Source organism: Lysinibacillus sp. C5.1, assembly GCF_016350185.1.
GTDB classification, from domain to species: Bacteria; Bacillota; Bacilli; order Bacillales_A; family Planococcaceae; genus Lysinibacillus; species Lysinibacillus sphaericus.
Genome location: NZ_CP066226.1, coordinates 2,762,610 through 2,784,904 on the forward strand (window position 1 = coordinate 2,762,610; position 22,295 = coordinate 2,784,904).

The window sequence follows — 22,295 nt, forward strand, 5'->3', positions numbered from 1 at the left end:
ATTGCCTGACGTGGAACCCGTTTTTGGATTCTTGAAAGCTAATTTGCGTTTTACTCGATTTTCTGTACGAAGAAAATCGAAGGTTGATAACGAGATGGGTCTCGCATTAATGGCGAATTTAAGAAAATTCACAGCCATTTGCATAGAACTATATGGAGACAACATAAAAAATAGAGAAATCCGAATTTGAAATCATTCAAATTCGGATTTCTCACTAATTGAAGCAGTTATGTCCCAGCCCCTTTTTTTCTACAAGCTGCTAATCCTTTGGATAATAATAATAGAAATTAGCATCTGCATAAGTAAGAAACCCTAACTCTTCATTCGGTTTTAAATTTAATATTTGTTCCGTGCCTTCAAGATAAAATAATGCTTTCCCATCATCCATGACAAATGGTTTTCCCAAATCTTTATACCAATTTTCATTTAGATGTTTAGGATAAAAATCAAACGTAATTTCTTCAATTTTATTGCTCCCTGTATAAGTACAATATTGTGTCTCTATATTTTTTCCAGTGCTATCTTTCAAGTAATAAAAATTGCAGTCAATTTCACCATTTATAGAAGTAAATTCTTGCCTTTTAGCTGGGTTCCCTAACTTATTCACTACATCTTTTCTAGAATTCCCTAAAGTAATCCCACTTACTATGTAAACATTTTTTTGTTTATCATATTTAATGACAAATTTACCTTGTTCAAATAATTCTACCAATGATTTATTATATTTTTCAGCAACGGTTTGCGCTGATTCCCCATTACTATTGACTGAATCAATATTCACTTTATTCTTTATCAGTTCTTCAACAATTTTTTTATCCCCATTTACAATAGCTACATATAAGGGTGATTGTCCTTGTCCATTCAGTCCATTTACATTTGTCCCCTTGTTTATTAATGCTGTTAGAAAAGCCACATTATCTTTTTTCTGATTAAGGAGAACATGGATTGCATTATTTCCTCGTTTATCAACCTGATTCACATTTAGTCCTTTGTCTATAAATAGTTGCACTATCTCATTATTTTCAGTAAGAATAGCCATTTCGTATGTATTTTGGCCATTTTTATTCTCCTTATTTAAATCAATAGCCAGGTTCAGTAATTCTTTGATAAATGCTGTATCTTTTAACTGTTGTAGCAAGGCTACTTGAACAATATTATTCCCTTCATTATCCACATCTTGTAGCTTTACTTTTACATCATGGATAAGGTAGTCAATTATTTCTGGATTTCCTGTCTCCATGGCAGTATATAAAACCGAATGTCCCATTTCATTCTTAACATCCATATCCACTTTGAAATGATGTAACTCTTTTAGTATTTCCATTTGTTCATTGTCGACCGCAAGATGAGCAAGCGTATTCTTTTCTTGTCCAACTGTAATACTCACCATTCCTTTATTCATTAGCGAAATAGCCAACTTTTTATTTGGTAATTTAATGGCTTCGCTTATTGAATTTTCGCCATCCCTATTGACAAAATTAGCATTTGCCCCATTTTCAATCAAAAAATTTATCTCATTCCTATTTTGATGTTTGACTGCCTCAATTAAAGCATTATCCTTATCTTTTAACAAAAGATAATTATCCCATGAAAAGGTAAACTTTGTTATAAAGCCAAATGTACCAATAACGATAAGTAATAAAAGGCTAACAACCACCGAGCTATATGTAAAAATTTTCCTTACCTTTTTCTTAGTTTCTTCACGTTGACGTTCTTTTTCCAGTTGTTCTTTCTTTTGATTCTCTTCTAATTGTTTTTCATATAACTGAATCTGTTCATTAATCGTTTCTTCATTACTATAAATGGAAATAATATGATTTTTTTCTTTTTTACAACGCTGACACGCTTCCATATTCTCTAAGTTGAGACGCCCACATACACATACCCATTTATCATTTAATAGTTGTGAATAATACTTTGCATCATTTCCTTCATGCGCTTTTACATAAGCTAATTGCCTCGGATTATGTATTTCTTTTAATTCTACTTTCTCTAGCTCTGTTTCAGCTTTAGTCCATGTAGTTTCGTCACTAAAAAGTACTTTCTCAATGACAATCTCCACTTTTCTGGCATGTAAAAAATTATCTAATGAAATTCTTTCATTCGTATCAAATGCTTGGCTAGGGCCTATTGAATCGGGAAAATGAAATTTATGTTCAAAACAATTTGATACCGAACCAGTAGGCTCACCAAATTGGTCAAAACAATAGATAGTCGCATTAAAACCTTTGATCGTTTTTTCAGAGATATTATAAAATCGAAATGAACAATAAACGTTACCCGTTTTTTTACTTCTATATAGCTGATACTCAAGCAATTCAATTGGACAATTTATATCAACTAGCATTCTGCTCCTCCTATTAATTCAATAATTCAAATTCTTCTTCTTGAGGTTTATTAGTAACTTTTGAATTTATATCTTGAAGTAATGCAATTATTTTTGCTATCGCTAAAAAGAAAATCCCAGTTAACATAATTGATATTACTGACATCAAAGTCGTTGTCAGATGAGAGGAGTAAATATCCTTCAATGCAAAATATTTTTCTTCTATAAGATTATTATCATAATGTTCAATAGCTGCTGCTTCCCAGTATTTCATATCCTCTCTTTCTTCCTTTAAACTTGAAACCTGCGTTAAACTAAAAATGATAGCTGTTACAATTAAAATGACACTCGTTATCTGCAGTACCAGTTTCATCTGCGTCAACCCTCCACAATTTTAAAATAATTAATATTATATACTAATTACCTAATATTTACTATATAATCCAAAACATCTTAAAAGAAAAAATTCATAAATAATAATTTTTTATGGTACTTTTAATTTATTTTCTATTCACCTGTTGTCAATCCATTTCTCCCTAAATATTAGCATTTGTGAAACAACCACTCATAAATTTGAACGAAATGAATGCGTTAAAAAACGCTCTAAAAGATTCATTCTTCTAGAACGTTTTGTGCTACTTAATCTTCATATTGAATTTCTAATTTATTCGGTATGGCGGGTATATCGTTTGATTTAACGTCCGTCTCGGCAAGTCGTAATGGCTGTAATGCATATTTACTTTCAACATCAAATAGAATGGCTATACTTTCCATTTTGTTGTTCATTTGACTTCTCGCCAGTAAGCCATTTTTAGATAGATCGATACTTATAATATTGTCGATTGTTTCTTTAAGCATTTGCTGATCTTTCGAGCGTAGCGGCACCCTTTCATCCATAAGAAACGGTTGAATGTTTTCTTTAATAAACCCTTGTGCCTCTATTAAACAAGAAAATTCATTTAACTTCGCAGCATATAATTTTAGTTGGTGTTTCTCTTTTGCCCGTTGCTGATTCAGCTCGTTCACCTTTTTCTCAATACGCGCTAAACGCTTTTTGGATAGGTTAATCAAATAGTTTTGGACTGTATTTATTTCTTCCACAATGATAGCTTCCGCTTCCCGTACTTTCGCATACTGCATAACACATACTTCTTGCTGTTCATTTAAACGCAGAACACGTTCTTTGAAAAAGTCATTTTGTGTATGATGGCCAAAAATGGCTTTCATCAACCCTTTTCCATGAATTTTTTTATGTTGTGCGTCCAAACGCTCATATTCTCGCATATATTCATTATGCATATTACGATATTCACGTAATGCCTGTTGATAAATCACTGCTTTTTCAGTAAATTGTTCAACGAAATCATCTTGTAAATAATCATGTTGCGAAATCGTTTGTAAGAGCTGATACAATGTTTGAACATTTTTGAATACGCTTGCTACTTGCTCGTACTCTTGTTCATATTCCTGTACAATGGCTACATCTCGCTGATAACGTGAAAATTCATATTGTGTATCTCCCGCAAATTTTTCGATGTTTTCTACTGCTGATTGAAATGGATCACGTTGCGGTATAATCGTTAATTCGAAGCGGAAACGCTCCAGCCATTGTAAAAAACGAATAATAATTGCGTACGTTTTTTTATCGCTATTCTCTGCAACGCGTTGAATTTGCGCAATTAGATTATCATATTGACTACGCTGCCATAACGCTTTATTGTCTGTTTGTTGTGCTTCAAGGGCATCCATTGCAGAAATCGCTACAAAATCGCTTAATAAATGACCAATTCGTTCTTTTTCAGAACGAATAAAGGCTTCTGTATTATTATTTTTATCGATGCCATTAACGATACAAAGTGGAACTACCCCTTTATTTTTTAAAGCTTCCATTAATAAAACTTCTGCATCGATCGCCATTGATTCTGAACGTAACACCCAAAAAATTTCATCCACTCGATTGATTAGCGATTCGGAGAAGTAAGCCATTTCTCCCCCACCCGCTTCTAATGAGACCGAATCGATAATTGTCACAGATTTTAATAACTCATGCTTAACATATACTTCTAGATAATCTAAATGTTCACGTAAAATTTGTGATGCAAACGTATCACCTGTAGTAAGTAATTCTAATTTGCTCATATCAAATATTGCCACCATACCATCTAAAAAATATGCTTTAATTTCCTCATGCTCACCATATCGTAAAAACGTATTAACCCCTGTCGGATTTTGATCGCTTACAGGTAAAATAGAACGACCAAGAAGACCATTTATCAGTGTTGTTTTTCCTACTCGTTCTTTTCCGACTATCAGTACCATTGTTTGATTGTTTGCATCTTGGATTATACGATTTAAGTGCTTAGCTGTATCTTTCACATATGTATTTTGTACAATAATGCTGTGCAGTTGACGTAAACGATCCACAAACTGTGGCAAAATATTATTCGCTGAGGCTGTATAGTCGATTGGCGTAGTGTCAATATTCGTCATCCTCAAAACCTACTTTCATATGTATCTATAGTTCCATTATAAAGGAAACTATTCGATTTCTTATATATAGTCATGAAATTTAATGACAAAAAAGGACAAACTACTTAGTTCGACTTGTCACAAATAGGATTTCCTTCTTAGGTTAAATTTCTCTATTTTTCACATTTATCGCACAACTAGGTATATGCAATGATAGTGCCTCATGCTAATAACTAGAAAATCCACACATCCCAACACTTTACTTATAAAGCGTAATGTTTTTTATTCGTCCAAACCAGCCATTCTCGCATAAACTTTACTAAGTGTTGGCATACCGCCTTGTGCACTTACTTGCTCAACCGCTAGCGAGGCCGCTATATTCGCAAAGTACACTGCTTCATCCAACGATTGCCCCTCTACTAATGCATAGGCAAGCGCACCATTGAAAGTATCCCCAGCCCCAGTTGTATCCACCGCTTTTGTCATATAGCCAGGGACATGAATAGGATATTCGCCATCAAAGTAACGTGCCCCATCACGACCAAGTGTAATAATTAGTTTATTCGGATATTTTTCGAGCGTTTGATCGAAATCGTTTCCGAATAGCTGGGCACACTCAATTTCATTTGGGGTCAAGTAGGTAATATCATCCATCCAGCACATATCAAAGTTCGCCGCTGGGGCTGGGTTTAACAGCACTGGTACATTCGCTTCCTTACATAATTTTATAGCATGTGCTGTCGTCTCCATCGGAATTTCAAGCTGTAAGATTACCATTTGACTTTGTGTAATGACATCTTTTACAGCATCCAAATGTGTTGGTTCCAGCTTATAATTTGCTCCTGGGACCACGATGATACGATTATCATTGTGATGCACTAAAATATTCGCAATGCCCGTCGATTCTGAAGTTGTTAGAAGCGATGTTGTATCAATATGCTCCTGCTCTAAAACTGTTCGTAATGTATGCCCAAAACGATCATCACCTACACAACCAATCATTGTGACGTTGCTGCCTAAACGAGCCGCAGCAATCGCCTGATTAGCCCCCTTTCCTCCAGGACTTGTTTGAAAGTGTTGCCCAAGAACCGTTTCTCCCTGTTGTGGGAAATCCGCCATTTGTATCACTAAATCCATATTTAAACTACCAATTACTGTAATCATCTAAATCATCCTTTCGATTCCTTCTTTCTATTTTAACGACTTAGCAAAAGAAAGACAAAGGCTTCCTTGTTTTCAGTATTTCGAAGTATCTATACTGGCAACGTTCCCATCAAACAGCAAAAAAGTGTTAGATTGATTCCAGTCAATCTAACACTCTTCTCGGCTTTACTTGCCCATTAGTAGGCTACACGTTGTGCTTCATAGGCAGCAATATGGTCTTCGTATTTAAATGTTAGGGCAATTTCATCCCAGCCATTTAGTAACGTTTCTTTATAATAAGAATCGATGTTGAATGTGTAAACTTTACCATCTTCACCTGTTACTGTTTGTGCTTCAAGATTTACTTCTACATGATAAGGTTTCTCTAAACCTTTTGCTAAAATTTCATCGCACTCTGCTTCCGTTAACTTGATAGGTAATATACCATTTTTGAAGCAGTTATTATGGAAAATATCCGCAAATGAAGGGGCAATGACGACGTTAAAGCCATAATCTAAAATTGCCCACGGTGCATGCTCACGTGAAGAGCCACAGCCAAAATTATCTTGCGCTACTAAAATTTTAGAGTTTTTAAATTCTGCTTTATTTAATACAAAGTCCTGCACTTCATTGCCTTGTGCATCAAAACGCCAATGATAAAATAAAAATTGACCAAAGCCTGTACGCTCAATGCGTTTTAAAAACTCTTTCGAAATGATTTGATCTGTATCGACATTTTTACGATCAAGTGGTGTTATCACACTATTTACGATATTAATTGGTTGCATTTTCAATCATCCTTTCCGTGTAAATGGTGCCTTTACACAGTTTCCTTCACGAATTCTCGTACATCTACAAAGTGACCTGCAATCGCAGCAGCAGCTGCCATCGGAGGTGATACTAAGTGCGTGCGAGCACCAGCACCTTGACGACCTTCGAAATTGCGGTTTGAGGTTGATGCACAGCGTTTACCAGCTGGGACCACATCATCATTCATCGCTAAGCACATCGAACAACCGGATTCGCGCCATTCAAAACCTGCATCAATGAAAATTTTATCTAAACCTTCTGCTTCTGCTTGTTTTTTTGTAGAATGGGAACCTGGGACAACGATTGCTGTTACGTTTTCATGAACTTTACGTCCTTGAATAACATTTGCAGCAGCTCGTAAATCACTTAAGCGTGAGTTCGTACATGAGCCGATAAATACGTATTGGATATCGATTGAAGTTAATGGTTGCCCTTCTTCTAAGCCCATATAGGCAAGCGCTTTACGAAGTGCGGCTTTATCTGACTCATCCTGATAATCTGCTTGCGTCGGAACATTTTGTGATACACCAGAACCCATTGAAGGATTTGTTCCCCATGTAATAATTGGCTCGATTTCCTCTGCTTTAATGATGCGGACTTCATCATATGTCGCGTCCTCATCTGATGCTAAACTTAGCCAATACGCTGTCGCTTCTTCAAATTTCTCACCTTGTGGTGCATATTTGCGACCACGAATATAATCCACTGTTATTTGGTCAGGTGATACAAGACCAGCCTTTGCACCCGCTTCGATGGACATATTACAGATGGTCATGCGCTCTTCCATTGACAGTTTGTGGATTGCCTCTCCAGTGAATTCCACAATATGTCCTGTACCAACGCCAATACCGAATTTCGAGATGATTGCTAAAATAATATCCTTCGCAGCAACACCAACCGGTAGCTCTCCTTCAACGCGGATTTCCATCGTTTTTGGCTTGTTTTGCCACAATGTTTGTGTAGACATTACGTGCTCTACTTCGGATGTACCGATACCAAATGCAATGGCACCAAATGCACCGTGTGTCGATGTATGCGAGTCACCACAAACAATTGTTTTGCCAGGCTGTGTTAAACCTAATTCTGGTCCAATCACGTGGACAATCCCTTGGTCAGGGTGACCCATACCTGCCAGCTCAACACCGAATTCAGCAGCGTTTTTCGCCAGTGTTTCAATTTGATTGCGTGCAATTGGATCATTGATTGTCGGTAGATTTTTTGTTGGCACATTATGATCCATCGTCGCAAAGCTTAAATCAGGACGACGCACTTTCCGTCCATTTATGCGTAGACCTTCAAATGCTTGCGGAGAAGTTACTTCATGAATTAAATGAAGATCAATATATAACAGGTCCGGTTTGCCCTCTTCCTGATAAACAACATGTTTATCCCAAATCTTTTCAATTATATTTTTTCCCATTGTCTTCACCTATTTCTTAAATATATGTTGTCATAATACTTTCCGAAACAAAACTTGTATCAATTTCATTAATAACTTTATCTGTCCATTCATTTGTAGATAGAGTGCGTCCTCCATCACGTGCAAGATCTGCTGTAAAGTACCCATCATCAAATACTGCACTTACTGCACGTTCGATTTCAGCCGCTTCTTCTGCTAGGCCAAATGAGTATTGTAACATCATAGCGACTGACAGAATCGTTGCTGCTGGATTAGCCACGCCTTGCCCTGCAATTTCTGGTGCTGAACCGTGTACTGGTTCGTAAAGTCCAAAATTATCACCGCGAATGGATGCGGATGGTAGTACGCCAAGAGAACCTGTAATAACCGATGCTTCATCACTTAAAATATCACCAAACATGTTTTCTGTTACAACGACATCATAATGAGCAGGATTTGTAATTAATTTCATCGCTACAGAGTCTACTAAGTTGTGTTCTACCTGAACATCTGGATAGTCTTTTTTCTTCGCTTCTACAACTTCGCGCCATAAACGGCTAGTTTCAAGTACGTTTGCCTTATCGACTGAACATAATTTGCCTCCACGTAAACGTGCTAATTCAAAGGCATTTTCAACGATACGCTCTACTTCAGCTGTTGAGTAAACTGTTGTATCAATCGCGCCATTTTCAGTACGCATACGTGGTTCCCCGAAGTATACGCCGCCTGTAAGTTCACGTACGATCATTAAATCGACGTTTTCGGCTACTTCACGTTTTAAAGGTGAAGCCTCTAGTAAACTCGGGAACGCCTTTACTGGACGTAAATTTGCAAATAAGTCAAAGTGCTTGCGGATACGAAGTAAGCCTTTTTCTGGACGTAGTTCTGGTGGGTTATTGTCCCATTTTGGCCCCCCTACTGCGCCTAATAAAATCGCATCACTGCTCTCACACATTTCAATTGTTTCATCAGGTAGTGGATTGTTGTGTTGATCGATGGCAGCGCCTCCGATTGTTCCATATCCTAAATGGAATGTATGGTTGAAACGTTTGCCGATAACTTGTAGTACACGTATAGCTGACGCAACCACCTCTGGCCCAATTCCATCGCCAGGAAGTACTGTAATTTTTTTCTCCATCGTAAAACACCTTTCTTTGTCTAGCGTACGGTTACGCTATTTTAGTAAAGACTCTCACCTGCTTTGCTAGGTGAGAGTCAAATCAAGTTAAACGAGTTCACCTTGTGCTCGAAGACTTACCTGAATTAAATGTCGGTTAATCGCATTTAAATAAGCTTTCGCGGATGCTTCTAATACATCCTGTGAAGAGTTTCGTCCCGTTGTTGATACACCATCGTATCGGATATTAATAACTGCCTCACCAAGTGCATCACGCCCTTTGCCGACAGACTTCACTCGGTAATCAATGACATTGATAGCACCAGGCACAAGTTGTTCTAACGTATTAAATATTGCTTCCACTGAGCCTGAGCCTGTAGCCACAACATTTTTTACATTGCCTTCTGGCGTCACGACCGTCGCGGTAGCAGTTGGAATATTTTCTGTACCATATTGCACTTGTACCATTTTAAGCTCAAACAATGGCACATCTTCGATTTGGATTTGCTGCTCTGTTAGAAGCGTTAATAAATCTTCTTCCGTAATTTCTTTTTTACGGTCTGCTAGCTTTTTAAATTCAGCAAAAGCTTTATTTAGCTTTTCATCTGACAGTGCAAAGCCCATTGTTTCTGCACGATCACGGAAAGCAGCGCGTCCTGAATGTTTGCCAAGAACAAGCGGTACTTCTCCTTCGCCAATCAGTGCAGGTGATATAATTTCATATGTTTCAGGATTTTTTAACACGCCATCTTGATGAATGCCAGACTCATGTGCAAATGCATTTTTACCGACAATTGCTTTATTTGGTTGAATAACGACATTCGTTAGTTTACTAACTAATTGCGATGTGCGCTTAATTTCCTGTAAGTTGATGCCTGTTTCAACAGGATAGATATCTTTACGGATATGGAGGGCTACCGCGATTTCCTCTAGTGCAACATTCCCTGCACGCTCCCCGATACCGTTAATTGTTCCTTCAACTTGTGACGCACCATTTTCAATAGCCGCAATGGTGTTAGCCGTAGCCATTCCTAAATCATCATGGCAGTGTGCTGAGAATTTCACTTTTTCAGCACCTTTGACGTTTTCTAATAAAAATTTGAATAATGCGCCATATTCTTGCGGAGAAGCATAGCCCACTGTATCTGGCACGTTAATCGTCGTCGCTCCAGCAGCAATAACATCATTCATAATACGTACTAAAAATTCGCGATCTGAGCGGAAAGCATCTTCGGCAGACCATTGCACAAGTGGGAAGAATTTTTTCGCATATTTCACTGCTTCAATGGCTTGCTCGACCACTTGATCAGGTGATTTTTTCAACTTATATTCCATATGGATTGGAGATGTTGCTAAAAAAATATGAATATGCGGTTGTTCTGCTACTTTAATCGCTTCCCATGTTGTATCAATATCTTTTTGCACGCAACGCGCTAGCCCTGTAACAATTGAATTTTTCACAGTACCCGCAATACGCTGGACCGCATCAAAATCGCCGGGAGATGAAGCAGGAAAACCTGCTTCAATAATTGTTACACCTAGACGTTCAAGTTGCTTGGCAATCTCAATTTTCTCTGCTGTATTTAAATTAATGCCGGCAGATTGTTCACCATCGCGAAGTGTTGTATCGAAAATATCAATTTTTCGCACTTGTAGCCACTTCTCTCACAACTTTTTCCTTACCTTCATTGATGAATGGCATCATTGCACGTAGTTTTGCACCAACTTCTTCGATTTGGTGGTTTGCACCAGCTTCTTTGAATTTTGTATAGTCTGGACGACCATTTTCATTTTCTTGAATCCAACGACGAGCAAATGTACCATCTTGAATATCTGTTAATACGTCTTTCATGCGGGCTTTAACTGAATCGTCGATGATGCGTGGACCTGCAACATAATCACCCCACTCGGCTGTATCTGAAACGGAGTAACGCATTGTCGCCATACCACCTTCAAACATTAAATCTACGATTAATTTTAATTCGTGTAATGTCTCAAAGTAAGCAAGCTCTGGTTGGTAGCCCGCTTCTACTAATGTTTCAAATCCAGCTTTAACTAATTGAGTTGCCCCACCGCAAAGTACTGCTTGCTCACCAAATAGATCCGTTTCAGTTTCTTCTTTGAATGATGTTTCTAATAAACCGCCACGAGCAGCGCCAATACCTTTACCGTAAGCAAGTGCTAAATCTTTTGCTTGACCCGTTGCATCTTGGTGGATAGCAAATAGTCCTGGTACACCAGCACCTTGTTGGAATTGACGACGCACTAGATGACCTGGTCCTTTTGGTGCTACTAAAAATACGTCAACATCTGCAGGTGGCGTAATTTGACCAAAGTGAATATTGAAACCATGTGCAAACATCAGTGCTTTACCAGCTTCTAAATATGGAGCAATTTCAGCTTCATAAACTGCTTTTTGACGCTCATCTGGTAGTAAGATTTGGATTACATCTGCTTCTTGCGCTGCTTCCGCAACTGTTTTAACGTCTAAGCCATCAGCTTTTGCTGCATCGAAAGATCCACCTGGGCGAACACCTACTACTACATCGAAACCTGATTCTTTAAGGTTTAATGCATGTGCATGACCTTGTGAACCGTAACCGATAATTGCGATTTTTTTTCCTTTTAATACGTCCTCGTTGATGTTTTGTTCATAGTACATTGTAGCCATTGTTTGTTTCCTCCTAATAATTGGGTTTGTTTTTTTAAACTTATGAGCATTTGCAGCTTTACAGTGCGCAGATCACAAGCTTCGATTTTATATGCAAACTATTTTAAAATAGAGAGCTGCGTATTGATGGTTTTTTGTGTTTCACGAACAGATGCCGTTGCACCTGTGCGCGTTAATTCTTTAATACCATATGGGCGAATAAGCTCAATAAAGGCATCGATTTTTTCTGGATTTCCTACCACTTGATATGTCACAACGTTTTTCGCTGTATCAATAATTTGTGGACGGAATGGCTCAACAATCGAGTTCATTTCCAGACGTAAATTTGGTGGTGAAATAACCTTCACAAGCGCTAGCTCACGAAGCACGATGGATTTATCTGTAATGTCATTGACCTTTAACACATCAATTTGCTTCGATAATTGCTTCACCAGTTGTTCAATTTTGCGCTCATCTTCTACATTCACAACAAATGTCATTTTTGAGAAGTTTGGCTGTTCAGTATGACCAACTGTAATCGATTCGATATTGAATTGACGCTTCATAAGTAAACCTGTTATACGGTTTAATACACCACTTTGATTAATCACTGTTACTGTAATTACTCGTTTCAATTCTTTTTCACCCCAATCATTTCATGTAACCCTTTACCTGGTGCAACCATTGGGTAGACACATTCAAGCTGTTTTACACGGCAGTCGATTAACGCTGGCTCGTCAGAAAGCAGTGCCTCACGGAAAATACTTTCCGCTTCGTCAATTGTGTTAATTCGATAGCCTTTAATGCCGTAAGCATCCGCTAATTTAACAAAATCTGGCTGGATTGGCATAAGTGATGATGAATAACGCTCTTCATAGAATGTTTGTTGCCATTGGCGTACCATCCCTAAACAACTGTTATTTAAAATCACAATTTTTACTGGTAAGTTGAATTCTTTTAATAATGAAAGCTCTTGTGCAGTCATTTGGAAACCTGCATCGCCTACAATCGAAACAACTTTTTTGTCTGGCTTCGCAAACTGGGCCCCTATTGCAGCTGGGAAGCCGAAGCCCATCGTACCAAGTCCACCAGACGTTACCCAACCATGATCATTGTTTAAGCGGTAATATTGTGCAGCCCACATTTGATGCTGCCCTACATCCGTCGTCACAATGGCATCACCTTCAGTAATTTTATGCACAAGTTCTAGTGCTTCCTGCGGTAACACCTCTGTGTCTCCATCTTCTTTTGAATACCACAGCGGATATTCTTTTGCATGATTGTTTAAAAATTCAAGCCATTGTTTCGTATCCGGACCTTCAAAATCTTTTTTCAGTAAAGATTTTAATGCCTCTTTTGCATCCGCTACAATCGGAATATCGGTCGGTACATTTTTACCGATTTCAGCCGGATCAATGTCAATATGGACAATTGTTGCATTTGGTGCAAACGTTGCTAAATTCCCTGTTAAACGGTCATCAAATCGAGCGCCAATATTTAATAATAAATCCGACTTAGTAATTGCCATATTTGCTGTTACTGTTCCATGCATTCCGGCCATACCAATGAATAATTCGTGATCGCCATGAATGGAGCCAAGACCTAATAAGGTATTTGTTACAGGAATTTGATACTTCTCAGCGAAAGTTGTTAATTCTTCACGAGCATCGGCAAATAGTACACCCGCCCCTGCTAGAATTACTGGATTTTTCGCTAGCGAAATAGCTTGAATAGCCTTTTGAATTTGCAAATAGTTCGGCTTGTATGTCGGCTGATAGCCTGGTAAATAAATTTCTTCTGGTTCTTGTGGTGGATTATTTACATCAAACAGCATTTGAGATACATTTTTAGGGAAATCTACCACAACTGGTCCTTTACGACCTGTATTCGCAATATGGAACGCTTCTTTCACTATGCGAGGGATATCATTGACATCTTGCACTTGGTAGTTGTGCTTTGTAATAGGTGTTGTAATCCCCATAATATCTGCCTCTTGGAACGCATCTGTTCCAATAACTGTTGTCGCTACTTGACCAGTAAAGACAACTAATGGGATAGAATCAATCATCGCATCGGCAATACCTGTTACTAAGTTCGTTGCACCTGGACCACTTGTAGCGATGACAACCCCCGGCTTATTCGATACACGTGCATAGCCTTCAGCTGCGTGAATAGCACCTTGCTCGTGACGTGTTAAAATATGACGAATTGGGTTTTTGTACATTGCATCATATATTTGAAGTACTGCTCCACCCGGATATCCAAAAATAATATCTACATCCTGATCATGCAGCGCTTGAACTAAAATGTCTGCACCATCTTTCGCTTGAAAAGTTTGTTCTACTTCTTCTGTCGCCAATTGTTCTTTTTCATTAATTGAAACATTCGCACTCATCAAAATATGCCTCCTTCTTGTCTTTCGATTCACAACAGCATACGACTACCTCATCTAGTTAATGAACACTTTCGTGATGTAATGCTGAAAACGGAATATTCTACGCTTAATAAATAATAAAAAGCCTTTTTCTCCGAACGCAAAGAACTACCTTGCGTAGGGATGAAAAAGACTTTTCATGGTACCACCCTTGTTTATAGCAATCATATTGCTACCTCGCGAATAAATGAAAGCATTTATGCACCAATGCAAGTGAACTTACATCCAATACGGTGTCATAAATCATTTATTCATTAATAACGAGCACTTCGATTATGCCCGGAACTATCTAATGGCGATCACGCGTTTAATAGTTCACTCCGAGGGGATGTCGGATCTAGTTGTATCGCCGGCTTCCAGCACGACCGGCTCTCTGGTAGATACAAGGCTCTAGAACCTTTAACCTCATCAACGTTTTAACCTATTGATTTTTTACTAGTTTTTAAGACTAAATTTTCATAACGCCACCTGTTGAGGCGCTTGTCACTAATTTTGAATATCTTGCTAACCAGCCACGTTTAATTTTCGGTTCAAACACTGGCAGTTTTGCGCGACGTTCTGCTAATACTTCATCTGAAACTTCTAAATTGATTGTACGATTTGGTAAATCAATCGTAATGATGTCACCATTTTCAACTAAAGCGATTGGACCGCCTTCTGCTGCTTCTGGCGATATATGCCCGATTGAAATACCACGAGATGCACCGGAGAATCGACCATCTGTAATTAACGCTACCTTTGTACCGAGACCACGACCTTGAATGGCCGATGTAGGTGCTAACATTTCTGGCATCCCTGGGCCACCTTTTGGTCCTTCATAACGAATGACGACTACATGGCCTTCCTTAACAGTACCGTTATCAATATTTTCTTGCGCTGCTTCTTGTGATTCAAAGACAATTGCCTCACCTGTAAATACTTTAATCGAAGGATCAACAGCACCTACTTTAATAACAGAGCCATCAGGAGCAATGTTGCCAAATAGCACCGATAAACCTCCGACTGGGCTATAAGGATTGTCTTTTGTACGAATAACTTGATCATTTGTAATGTGATAATCTTTGACGAGCTCGCCCATTGTTACACCTGCAACAGTCGGACGATTTGGATGAATGGCACCTGGAATAGATGTTAATTCATTAATGATGGCACTAACACCACCTGCTTTATTGATATCATCCATTGAAATATCAGAAGCAGGCATAATTTTTGCTAAATATGGCACACGCTCTGCAACTTTATTAATATCTTCAATGTTATAGTCGATTTCAGCTTCATTTGCGATTGCTAATGTGTGAAGCACCGTATTTGTGGAGCCGCCCATTGCCATATCGAGTGCAAATGCATCATCAATTGCTTCTTTTGTAATGATGTCACGTGGCTTAACGTCTTCTTTAATCATGCGCACTAATTGTTTAGCGGCTTCTTTAATCAACTTATGTCGGTCTTCAGACGTAGCAACGATTGTACCGTTGCCTGGAAGTGCTACACCTAGCATTTCCATTAAGCAGTTCATGGAGTTCGCTGTGAACATCCCTGAACATGATCCACATGTTGGACATGCATTATTTTCAATATCTAACAGCTCTTCAGCTGACATATTACCTGATTTGTGAGCCCCAACACCTTCAAATACTGAAGTTAATGAAAGCTGTTTTCCTGTAGCAGATGTACCTGCCTCCATTGGACCACCAGATACAAAAATTGATGGTACGTTCGTACGAACTGCTGCCATTAACATTCCTGGTGTGATTTTGTCACAGTTAGGAATGTAAAATACGCCATCAAACCAGTGTGCATTAATAACTGTTTCTGCTGAATCCGCTATAATTTCACGGCTTGGTAAAGAGTAACGCATACCAATATGGCCCATTGCAATACCATCATCCACACCAATCGTATTAAATTCGAATGGAATGCCTCCCGCTTCAATTATGGCTTCTTTCACTACATCAGCAAATGTACGTAAATGAACGTGACCTGGAATAATGTCGATATAAGAGTTACAAACCCCAATAAATGGTTTCCCTAAATCTTTTGCTTTTACTTTGCCTGTTGCATATAAAAGACTACGATGTGGCGCACGATCTACGCCTACTTTAATCATGTCACTTCTCATTTTAAACGCCCCTCATTTATTGCTATGTTCGTCGCTATATACAAAATGTTCTGTCTATTTTGTTTTTACCTATCTGATTGCCTTTGTGGCAACTGATTGTAGGAACGAACGTATTAAATTGTTGTTATCATAGTACGAATAACTAGGCTAAGTCAACAGTATTTTTTGAATTGTTTAAACAATTCAAAAACTATACGAAATTTGAAATCGTTTACATGCTGATTAAGCATCAGTTTTATCTCGTTTTGATAAATATTTTGACATTTCGTTCAAATTTAAATTTTTTCATTATAAACACTATTCAGTTGATGATTTATCACAAATGCTTTCATCTTTCCCCATACATTGATTTCAAAATTAGTAGATTCAGTTGTTGTTAAATTCTAAATATTACAATATGAATAATTGCTCTAAGTAACGTGTAAAAAATACTTTGTCAGGGTCATATTGTGCACGAACTGTTAAAAACTTATCTATATTTGGATATAATGTGTGTACTTGCTGTGCAGTTAAATGGCTTTGTTTTCCCCAATGTGGTCGACCATGATATTTTTGCATCAGATTGTGCACCCATTTAAAATAAGGCTCTTCCGACATTCCTTTATACATATGAAAAGCTATAAAGGCGGATTCTTGTCCTTGTGTAGGACTTAAATAACCGGCCTCACCTGCTGTTGTACGGCATTCCAATGGAAAATGCACATGCAAATGCCCTTTTTGAAACGTTGCATGAATTTCTTCCATGCATGCCTCAAATTGTGTTAATGATATGGCGTACTCACTTTCTTGGAATTTGACACTTCTAGGAGTTGGATAGATTTCATAGCTAATGCCAATCTTCTCGGCCTCGACAACATTGGCAGCAGCTAATTTACTCATTGCACTACTTAAAGCTGGTTTCCATTTACATAGCTCCGAAATCGCAAAAAATGCACCATTTTCTACTATTTGAAGTTTTATATTTTCTACACACTTGCGCCATTCACTTTGATACACTGGAGCCATCGCATTCATACGTTTAATTTGAATTGTCTCACTACCAGGAAAGTAGAACCATTCAACATGTCGATGCTGTCGAATATCTTGTGCAAATGTTGCTAGTCCGTTTGTTAATGTGTCCCTTGTGCCAATATAATGTAAACTATAGAGCGGCAACACTTTTAGCGTCACTTTTACAAGTACCCCAAGCATGCCAAGTGAGACATGAAGTGCCTCGGATAAATCGTCAGTCCCTCGAATATGCTCATGGTAAGTTCCATTTCCATCAACAAAACACCAGCGTGTCACAGCAGACGACAACGAACCTAAAGTCACCCCTGTTCCATGTGTACCAGTAGACACTGCTCCGGCAATGGTCTGTTCTTGAATATCGCCCATATTCATTAAGCCAAACCCATGCTTTGCAAGCTGTGGTCCAATCTCGTATAAATAAGTTCCTGCCCACAATGTAGCTTCTTGGTTTTCGGCATCTATCGAAATAAGCCCGCGCATATTATGTAATGACAGTGCAATATGCTCCGGCATGGCAACAGCACTAAATGAATGCGCTGCACCTGTTACACGAATGGTTTTCTTCCTATCACGCGCATGCTTCACTACATTTACAACTTCTTCTATTGAACGAGGTAAGTGCATCTCACTTGGATACGCTATTATATTGCCAGCCCAGTTCGTCCATTTCTCCCCATTTTTCCACTTCTCTACAGAAAACATTGACCATCCCCCCTGTACGTCGCAAAGCTACCTACATATTCGTCTTGCCTTATCCCATGAAGTGTTTGAAATCTTTCGCAAAGCTCTCCAGCCTTTGCATGGCGAAAATAGATGGTATCCCCAATTGTGAGTGTTTTGCCTTTTACCTTAATCGGTGTTTGCACTTCTCCAGCTCCTTCTAAACGCAGAAAGGAAAAATAGGTCGGCTCGTAAAATACCGGATAACGATCATTGGCCATTGCTCCGGACGCTGGATAACCACCACCATGGCAGACAACAATATTAGGCGCAGGTTTCCGCGTGATACGGAGTGCAAAGCCTGCTGCTTTTGAAAGTTGTAAATGGGCAAATTGATCAAAAAGGGCTGGTGCATAAAATGCAGAACCAACTGTCATTTCTGTCACTTCTTTCTGCTCCGCAGTATATGTCATACTGCCTGTACCTCCACCATTAACAAAGCGTAATCGAGGAAAATAAGCTTTTACATGCGCAATAGCTAATCTACGAAATTGGGTTACTTGCTTTTTGGCTTGTGTTTGCATGAAATCTATTAGCCTACCTTTTATAGCATTAGCAGGTCGATTTCCAACACCAGCTATTTGCGCCTCATATCCCATAACCCCTACAACTTCTATATGGGACTGCTGTTTTATATAAGTTAAAAAAGGAGTGATAGACTCCAGCGAGTCAAGAGATGAGCGTTTTGTACCAAAATAAAGTACTTTAAAATCAGTAGATAAATTAATATCGATACAGATGGATACCTTTACATCTAGCTCCGCACCTATTTTTTCTAAAAACGCAACTTGCTCATATCTATCCACCATAAATGTGACGGTTCTTCCCTCTTTTACATAGTGCAATAGCTGACGTACAGCCATGTCTTCCATAACAGGATAACCAAGCAGTACATCATCGAAATTTCTTTGGAGTAAAAAGATGGATTCTGCCGCGGTAAATGTCATAAATCCTGTTATATTCGACAGATGTTGTTGTAGATATTGCAACACCTCTACCGAGCGTATTGATTTTGTTGCTATACGGATTTTTTTTTGCCCACAAGCTTGTTGCACCGTTGCAATATTATCATCAAGTGCATCAAGGTCTAACCAAGCAAATGGGCGCTCTATGCCCTGGAAAGCCTGTTGAAATCTCGTTGTCATTTAATCCCCCTCGTATGATTTATATTGGTCAAGTACTAGAAAAATACGCGAAAATGCTTGTCTACTTCACAATAGGCAACAAAAAACAACCGTGTATTACGACGAAATTGCCTTCACGGTTGTTTTAGTATAGGTCAAGCATTGTACTCACCTTTCTATTAGATTTTTAAGAGATTAGGATGCCAATAAAAACTCAGCAGCTAAATTTAACATTACCACCAAATGTAGCGCAGCAATAAAGAATCCTTGGCGATCTAAACGTTTCATAACAGTCATATTCATAAACTATCACCTCTCCTTTTTTTCACATTATACGCTCACCTTGTTCAATTTTCAAACTATTCTCAATATTAAAATATGACTATTTTTCTGACAGCCAAAACCAAATATGGCATGATAAAGAGTGAAATCATGCCTAAAGGAGTGGACGAAAGTGAAAAAAGCATTACTGGTAATTGATTATACAAATGATTTTGTAGCAACAGATGGTAAATTAACGTGTGGGGAACCAGGACAATTACTTGATACGCCTATTGCAAATTTAATTGAACAATTTATTGCAGAAAAAAATGTCGTCGTTTTCGCTAATGATTTACATGAAGAAAACGATCCATTTCACCCTGAAACAAAGCTTTTTCCTCCTCACAATATTCGCGGAACATCTGGTCGCAATCTATACGGTCATGTTGGTGAAGTTTATAACTTGTATAAGGACAACGTGATTTGGCTCGACAAAACACGTTATAGTGCCTTTGCAGGAACAAATTTAGCCATTTTATTAAAGGAACGGAACATCGAGGAAGTTCATTTAGTTGGTGTTTGTACAGATATATGTATTTTGCATACAGCTGTGGATGCTTATAATTTGGGCATTTCTACTGTTATTTATGCAAATGCAGTAGCAAGTTTTGATGTAGCTGGACATGATTGGGCTTTGCGTCATTTTGAACATACTTTAGGTGCCACAGTAGTGAAATAAACAAATGAAGTCATTGTAAAAATAAAAAGGTCGGTCATTTAGGTTTAATTATCTCCAAAAAGGATATAACTAAGTAATGCCATTATATCTTAACTTTGAGGAGATGAATCATTATGATCAGTTTCATTTGGTATTTAATCATCGGAGGAATTTTAGGTTGGTTAGCTGGCGTCATTTTAGGAAAAGATGTTCCTGGAGGCATTATTGGTAATATTATTGCCGGGATTGTCGGTTCTTGGATAGGTAGTATGGTTTTAGGTAACTGGGGTTGGAAAGTCAGCGATTTTTATGTATTTCCAGCGTTAATAGGTGCAATTGTGCTTATCTTCATTGTAAGCATTATTCTTAAAAGTATGCGTAAAGCTACGTAATTATGTACAAAAAGAGCCATCGTTTAGATGGCTCTTTTATTATTTTGCATTAAGAAGGACGGCTGTTTTTAATTCATCGTGGTAATCATTATACAAATTATAGTAATGTAAGACATTTTTAACGTATTCTTCGCTATGATTATAATTGAAAACGGCTCGTTTTACGTCACCTTTTGCAGCTCCATACTTTGATAAATAATTCGCAGCACTAAATACAGCATCTTCGATATCATAGGGATCCGCTATACCATCTCCATTGGCATCGACACCGTAACCTCCATATTTTTTTATCGTTTCGGGATTCATCAGCTCTGCCTTTGTAATATTGCCCTTCCCTAATCCCTCACAAGTTGGATGTTTCCATCCTACAAATGTACAAGGCATAAATTGCATATGTCCGACTGCCCCTGCTGGCGAAACAAGTGATTTCATGGAAGAAAATCGTGTTTCAATACGATGATGGGCAGCTAACAATGTCCAAGGCACGCCATATTTCTCCTCGGCAGCAACATACACCGGAATATATTGTTCTGGAATGTTCATATCGAAATGCTGCTGTATTTCTTCAATCGCCTTTTGTTGAGCAAGTTTTTCGAAAATCGGGAATGTTTGTAGTTCCTTCCAAGCAAAAAAAGCAAGTACATATACAGTAATGGCTACAGGGATTAATAGTGCTATCATCCCCATCTTCATACTTGGAGATAGCAATGGTTTCTTTTGTTTTTTTTTCGCCATATGTCACACCTAATCATTCTTTGTCTACTTCTATATTACCAAATTTACCGTTTTATGTTGTAGATTTTTTCTATTTTTCTTTTTCCTATGTTTATAGTTGATTATAATTAGGGTAATATAGTAGAATACAATTCGATTGTTTTTTTGGATAATTATAGGGAGGATATATTATATGTGGAAAGACTTTAAGGAATTTGCTATGAAAGGCAATATAATTGATTTAGCGATTGCCGTTGTAATTGGTGGGGCTTTCGGGAAAATCGTTACCTCCTTAGTAGAAAATATTATTATGCCATTAGTCGGTGTGTTAACAGGTGGCATTGATTTAACTGAAAGCTTTATGTTTGGTTCTGGTACAGCTCAAGTAAAGTTAGGTATATTTTTACAATCAATTATTGATTTTTTAATTATCGCCTTTGCTATTTTCTTAGCATTACGTCTTATGACGAAATTTACTAGAAAAAAAGAGGAAGCGGTTGTAGAGGAACCGACACCTGTGCTAGATGCAAAAGAAGAACTGTTAAAAGAAATTCGAGATTTATTAAAAAAACAACAAGCATAATGGACAAGACATTATGTTCCACAAAGGCTATAGATATTTTCGTGCTACGCGAAAACGAATCTATAGCTTTTTTATTTGTGCCTCTTTCAAGCCTCTTTTCATCGTCAAACATCAATCCCCTACTATTCCTACATGATTTATTTTCAATAATCTATGTAATTTTCTGAAATCATCTTGTCCTTCTGTACTTTCCATGTTAAATTAAGTAACAATTATAGAGAAAATTGAAGAGACTAATCGAATTATTCTATTAAGGAATAGAGTCCCCCTAGTGTGGACTCTTTCTATATTAACGATGAAGAAAA

General features: G+C 38.0%; 18 protein-coding genes and 1 pseudogene. 4 read left to right on the plus strand and 15 right to left on the minus strand.

Annotated features, from left to right (window positions below):
• Positions 1-7: 7 nt before the first annotated feature.
• Positions 8-190: pseudogene (locus I5435_RS13445) on the plus strand (IS5/IS1182 family transposase); the annotation flags it as partial.
• A 69-nt stretch (positions 191-259) separates the two neighbouring features.
• On the opposite strand, the gene I5435_RS13450 reads toward I5435_RS13445, so the two are convergent.
• The 14 genes from I5435_RS13450 to I5435_RS13515 form a co-directional block, all read right to left on the minus strand.
• Positions 260-2,347 (minus strand): ankyrin repeat domain-containing protein, encoded by a 2,088-nt coding sequence (locus I5435_RS13450; protein ID WP_337982428.1) that lies wholly within the window; start codon positions 2,345-2,347, stop codon positions 260-262.
• Positions 2,348-2,360: 13 nt separating this feature from the next.
• On the minus strand, positions 2,361-2,699 hold the full coding sequence (locus I5435_RS13455) for a hypothetical protein (RefSeq protein ID WP_024361059.1): 339 nt from the start codon (positions 2,697-2,699) through the stop codon (positions 2,361-2,363).
• A gap of 266 nt (positions 2,700-2,965) precedes the next feature.
• Entirely contained in the window at positions 2,966-4,816 is a 1,851-nt protein-coding gene (locus I5435_RS13460; protein WP_337982429.1) for a dynamin family protein, read from the minus strand.
• A 261-nt stretch (positions 4,817-5,077) separates the two neighbouring features.
• Positions 5,078-5,959 (minus strand): ribokinase, encoded by an 882-nt coding sequence (gene rbsK / locus I5435_RS13465; protein ID WP_229386974.1) that lies wholly within the window; start codon positions 5,957-5,959, stop codon positions 5,078-5,080.
• Between the two features lie 176 nt (positions 5,960-6,135).
• Positions 6,136-6,726, minus strand: a complete 591-nt coding sequence (gene leuD / locus I5435_RS13470; protein ID WP_024361062.1) for a 3-isopropylmalate dehydratase small subunit — start codon at positions 6,724-6,726, stop codon at positions 6,136-6,138.
• A 32-nt stretch (positions 6,727-6,758) separates the two neighbouring features.
• Positions 6,759-8,168 (minus strand): 3-isopropylmalate dehydratase large subunit, encoded by a 1,410-nt coding sequence (gene leuC, locus I5435_RS13475; protein WP_024361063.1) that lies wholly within the window; start codon positions 8,166-8,168, stop codon positions 6,759-6,761.
• A 16-nt stretch (positions 8,169-8,184) separates the two neighbouring features.
• Positions 8,185-9,285: a 3-isopropylmalate dehydrogenase gene (gene leuB, locus I5435_RS13480; RefSeq protein WP_024361064.1), complete on the minus strand. Its 1,101-nt coding sequence runs from the start codon at positions 9,283-9,285 to the stop codon at positions 8,185-8,187.
• 87 nt (positions 9,286-9,372) lie between these two features.
• Entirely contained in the window at positions 9,373-10,914 is a 1,542-nt protein-coding gene (locus I5435_RS13485) for a 2-isopropylmalate synthase (RefSeq protein WP_337982430.1), read from the minus strand.
• Complete coding sequence (ilvC, locus tag I5435_RS13490) at positions 10,901-11,935, minus strand: ketol-acid reductoisomerase (protein WP_024361066.1); 1,035 nt, start codon at positions 11,933-11,935, stop codon at positions 10,901-10,903. The genes I5435_RS13485 and ilvC overlap by 14 nt, the downstream gene beginning before the upstream one ends.
• A gap of 98 nt (positions 11,936-12,033) precedes the next feature.
• A complete protein-coding gene (gene ilvN / locus I5435_RS13495; protein WP_024361067.1) occupies positions 12,034-12,549 on the minus strand; it encodes an acetolactate synthase small subunit in 516 nt (171 codons plus the stop codon).
• Positions 12,546-14,309 (minus strand): biosynthetic-type acetolactate synthase large subunit, encoded by a 1,764-nt coding sequence (gene ilvB, locus I5435_RS13500; RefSeq protein ID WP_024361068.1) that lies wholly within the window; start codon positions 14,307-14,309, stop codon positions 12,546-12,548. The genes ilvN and ilvB overlap by 4 nt, the downstream gene beginning before the upstream one ends.
• 487 nt (positions 14,310-14,796) lie before the next feature.
• Positions 14,797-16,467, minus strand: a complete 1,671-nt coding sequence (ilvD, locus tag I5435_RS13505) for a dihydroxy-acid dehydratase (protein WP_024361069.1) — start codon at positions 16,465-16,467, stop codon at positions 14,797-14,799.
• 390 nt (positions 16,468-16,857) lie between these two features.
• The gene (locus I5435_RS13510) at positions 16,858-18,180 is read right to left on the minus strand and encodes a D-arabinono-1,4-lactone oxidase (protein ID WP_337982431.1); all 1,323 of its coding nucleotides are present in this window, start codon (positions 18,178-18,180) and stop codon (positions 16,858-16,860) included.
• Positions 18,168-19,343, minus strand: a complete 1,176-nt coding sequence (locus tag I5435_RS13515; RefSeq protein ID WP_337982432.1) for an amino acid deaminase/aldolase — start codon at positions 19,341-19,343, stop codon at positions 18,168-18,170. The genes I5435_RS13510 and I5435_RS13515 overlap by 13 nt, the downstream gene beginning before the upstream one ends.
• Positions 19,344-19,776: 433 nt before the next feature.
• Here I5435_RS13515 and I5435_RS13520 point away from each other — a divergent pair, with 433 nt between their 5' ends.
• Positions 19,777-20,322: a cysteine hydrolase family protein gene (locus I5435_RS13520; RefSeq protein WP_025219870.1), complete on the plus strand. Its 546-nt coding sequence runs from the start codon at positions 19,777-19,779 to the stop codon at positions 20,320-20,322.
• A gap of 113 nt (positions 20,323-20,435) precedes the next feature.
• The gene (locus I5435_RS13525) at positions 20,436-20,693 is read left to right on the plus strand and encodes a GlsB/YeaQ/YmgE family stress response membrane protein (protein WP_024361073.1); all 258 of its coding nucleotides are present in this window, start codon (positions 20,436-20,438) and stop codon (positions 20,691-20,693) included.
• Between the two features lie 39 nt (positions 20,694-20,732).
• Here I5435_RS13525 and I5435_RS13530 read toward each other — a convergent pair whose 3' ends face one another.
• Entirely contained in the window at positions 20,733-21,428 is a 696-nt protein-coding gene (locus tag I5435_RS13530; RefSeq protein ID WP_025219871.1) for a lytic transglycosylase domain-containing protein, read from the minus strand.
• A gap of 172 nt (positions 21,429-21,600) precedes the next feature.
• Here I5435_RS13530 and mscL point away from each other — a divergent pair, with 172 nt between their 5' ends.
• Positions 21,601-21,990, plus strand: coding sequence for a large conductance mechanosensitive channel protein MscL (gene mscL / locus I5435_RS13535; RefSeq protein WP_107894386.1), 390 nt, complete (start codon positions 21,601-21,603; stop codon positions 21,988-21,990).
• The last annotated feature ends 305 nt before the right edge of the window (positions 21,991-22,295 follow it).

What these genes read in the sequence shown, in the direction of transcription:
- I5435_RS13450 (WP_337982428.1), bottom strand. Translation starts at nt 2,347, where the DNA reads ATGCTAGTTGATATAAATTGTCCAATTGAATTGCTTGAGTATCAGCTA.
- I5435_RS13455 (WP_024361059.1), bottom strand. Translation starts at nt 2,699, where the DNA reads ATGAAACTGGTACTGCAGATAACGAGTGTCATTTTAATTGTAACAGCT.
- I5435_RS13460 (WP_337982429.1), bottom strand. Translation starts at nt 4,816, where the DNA reads ATGACGAATATTGACACTACGCCAATCGACTATACAGCCTCAGCGAAT.
- rbsK (WP_229386974.1), bottom strand. Translation starts at nt 5,959, where the DNA reads ATGATTACAGTAATTGGTAGTTTAAATATGGATTTAGTGATACAAATG.
- leuD (WP_024361062.1), bottom strand. Translation starts at nt 6,726, where the DNA reads ATGCAACCAATTAATATCGTAAATAGTGTGATAACACCACTTGATCGT.
- leuC (WP_024361063.1), bottom strand. Translation starts at nt 8,168, where the DNA reads ATGGGAAAAAATATAATTGAAAAGATTTGGGATAAACATGTTGTTTAT.
- leuB (WP_024361064.1), bottom strand. Translation starts at nt 9,285, where the DNA reads ATGGAGAAAAAAATTACAGTACTTCCTGGCGATGGAATTGGGCCAGAG.
- ilvC (WP_024361066.1), bottom strand. Translation starts at nt 11,935, where the DNA reads ATGGCTACAATGTACTATGAACAAAACATCAACGAGGACGTATTAAAA.
- ilvB (WP_024361068.1), bottom strand. Translation starts at nt 14,309, where the DNA reads ATGAGTGCGAATGTTTCAATTAATGAAAAAGAACAATTGGCGACAGAA.
- ilvD (WP_024361069.1), bottom strand. Translation starts at nt 16,467, where the DNA reads ATGAGAAGTGACATGATTAAAGTAGGCGTAGATCGTGCGCCACATCGT.
- I5435_RS13510 (WP_337982431.1), bottom strand. Translation starts at nt 18,180, where the DNA reads ATGTTTTCTGTAGAGAAGTGGAAAAATGGGGAGAAATGGACGAACTGG.
- I5435_RS13515 (WP_337982432.1), bottom strand. Translation starts at nt 19,343, where the DNA reads ATGACAACGAGATTTCAACAGGCTTTCCAGGGCATAGAGCGCCCATTT.
- I5435_RS13525 (WP_024361073.1), top strand. Translation starts at nt 20,436, where the DNA reads ATGATCAGTTTCATTTGGTATTTAATCATCGGAGGAATTTTAGGTTGG.
- I5435_RS13530 (WP_025219871.1), bottom strand. Translation starts at nt 21,428, where the DNA reads ATGGCGAAAAAAAAACAAAAGAAACCATTGCTATCTCCAAGTATGAAG.
- mscL (WP_107894386.1), top strand. Translation starts at nt 21,601, where the DNA reads ATGTGGAAAGACTTTAAGGAATTTGCTATGAAAGGCAATATAATTGAT.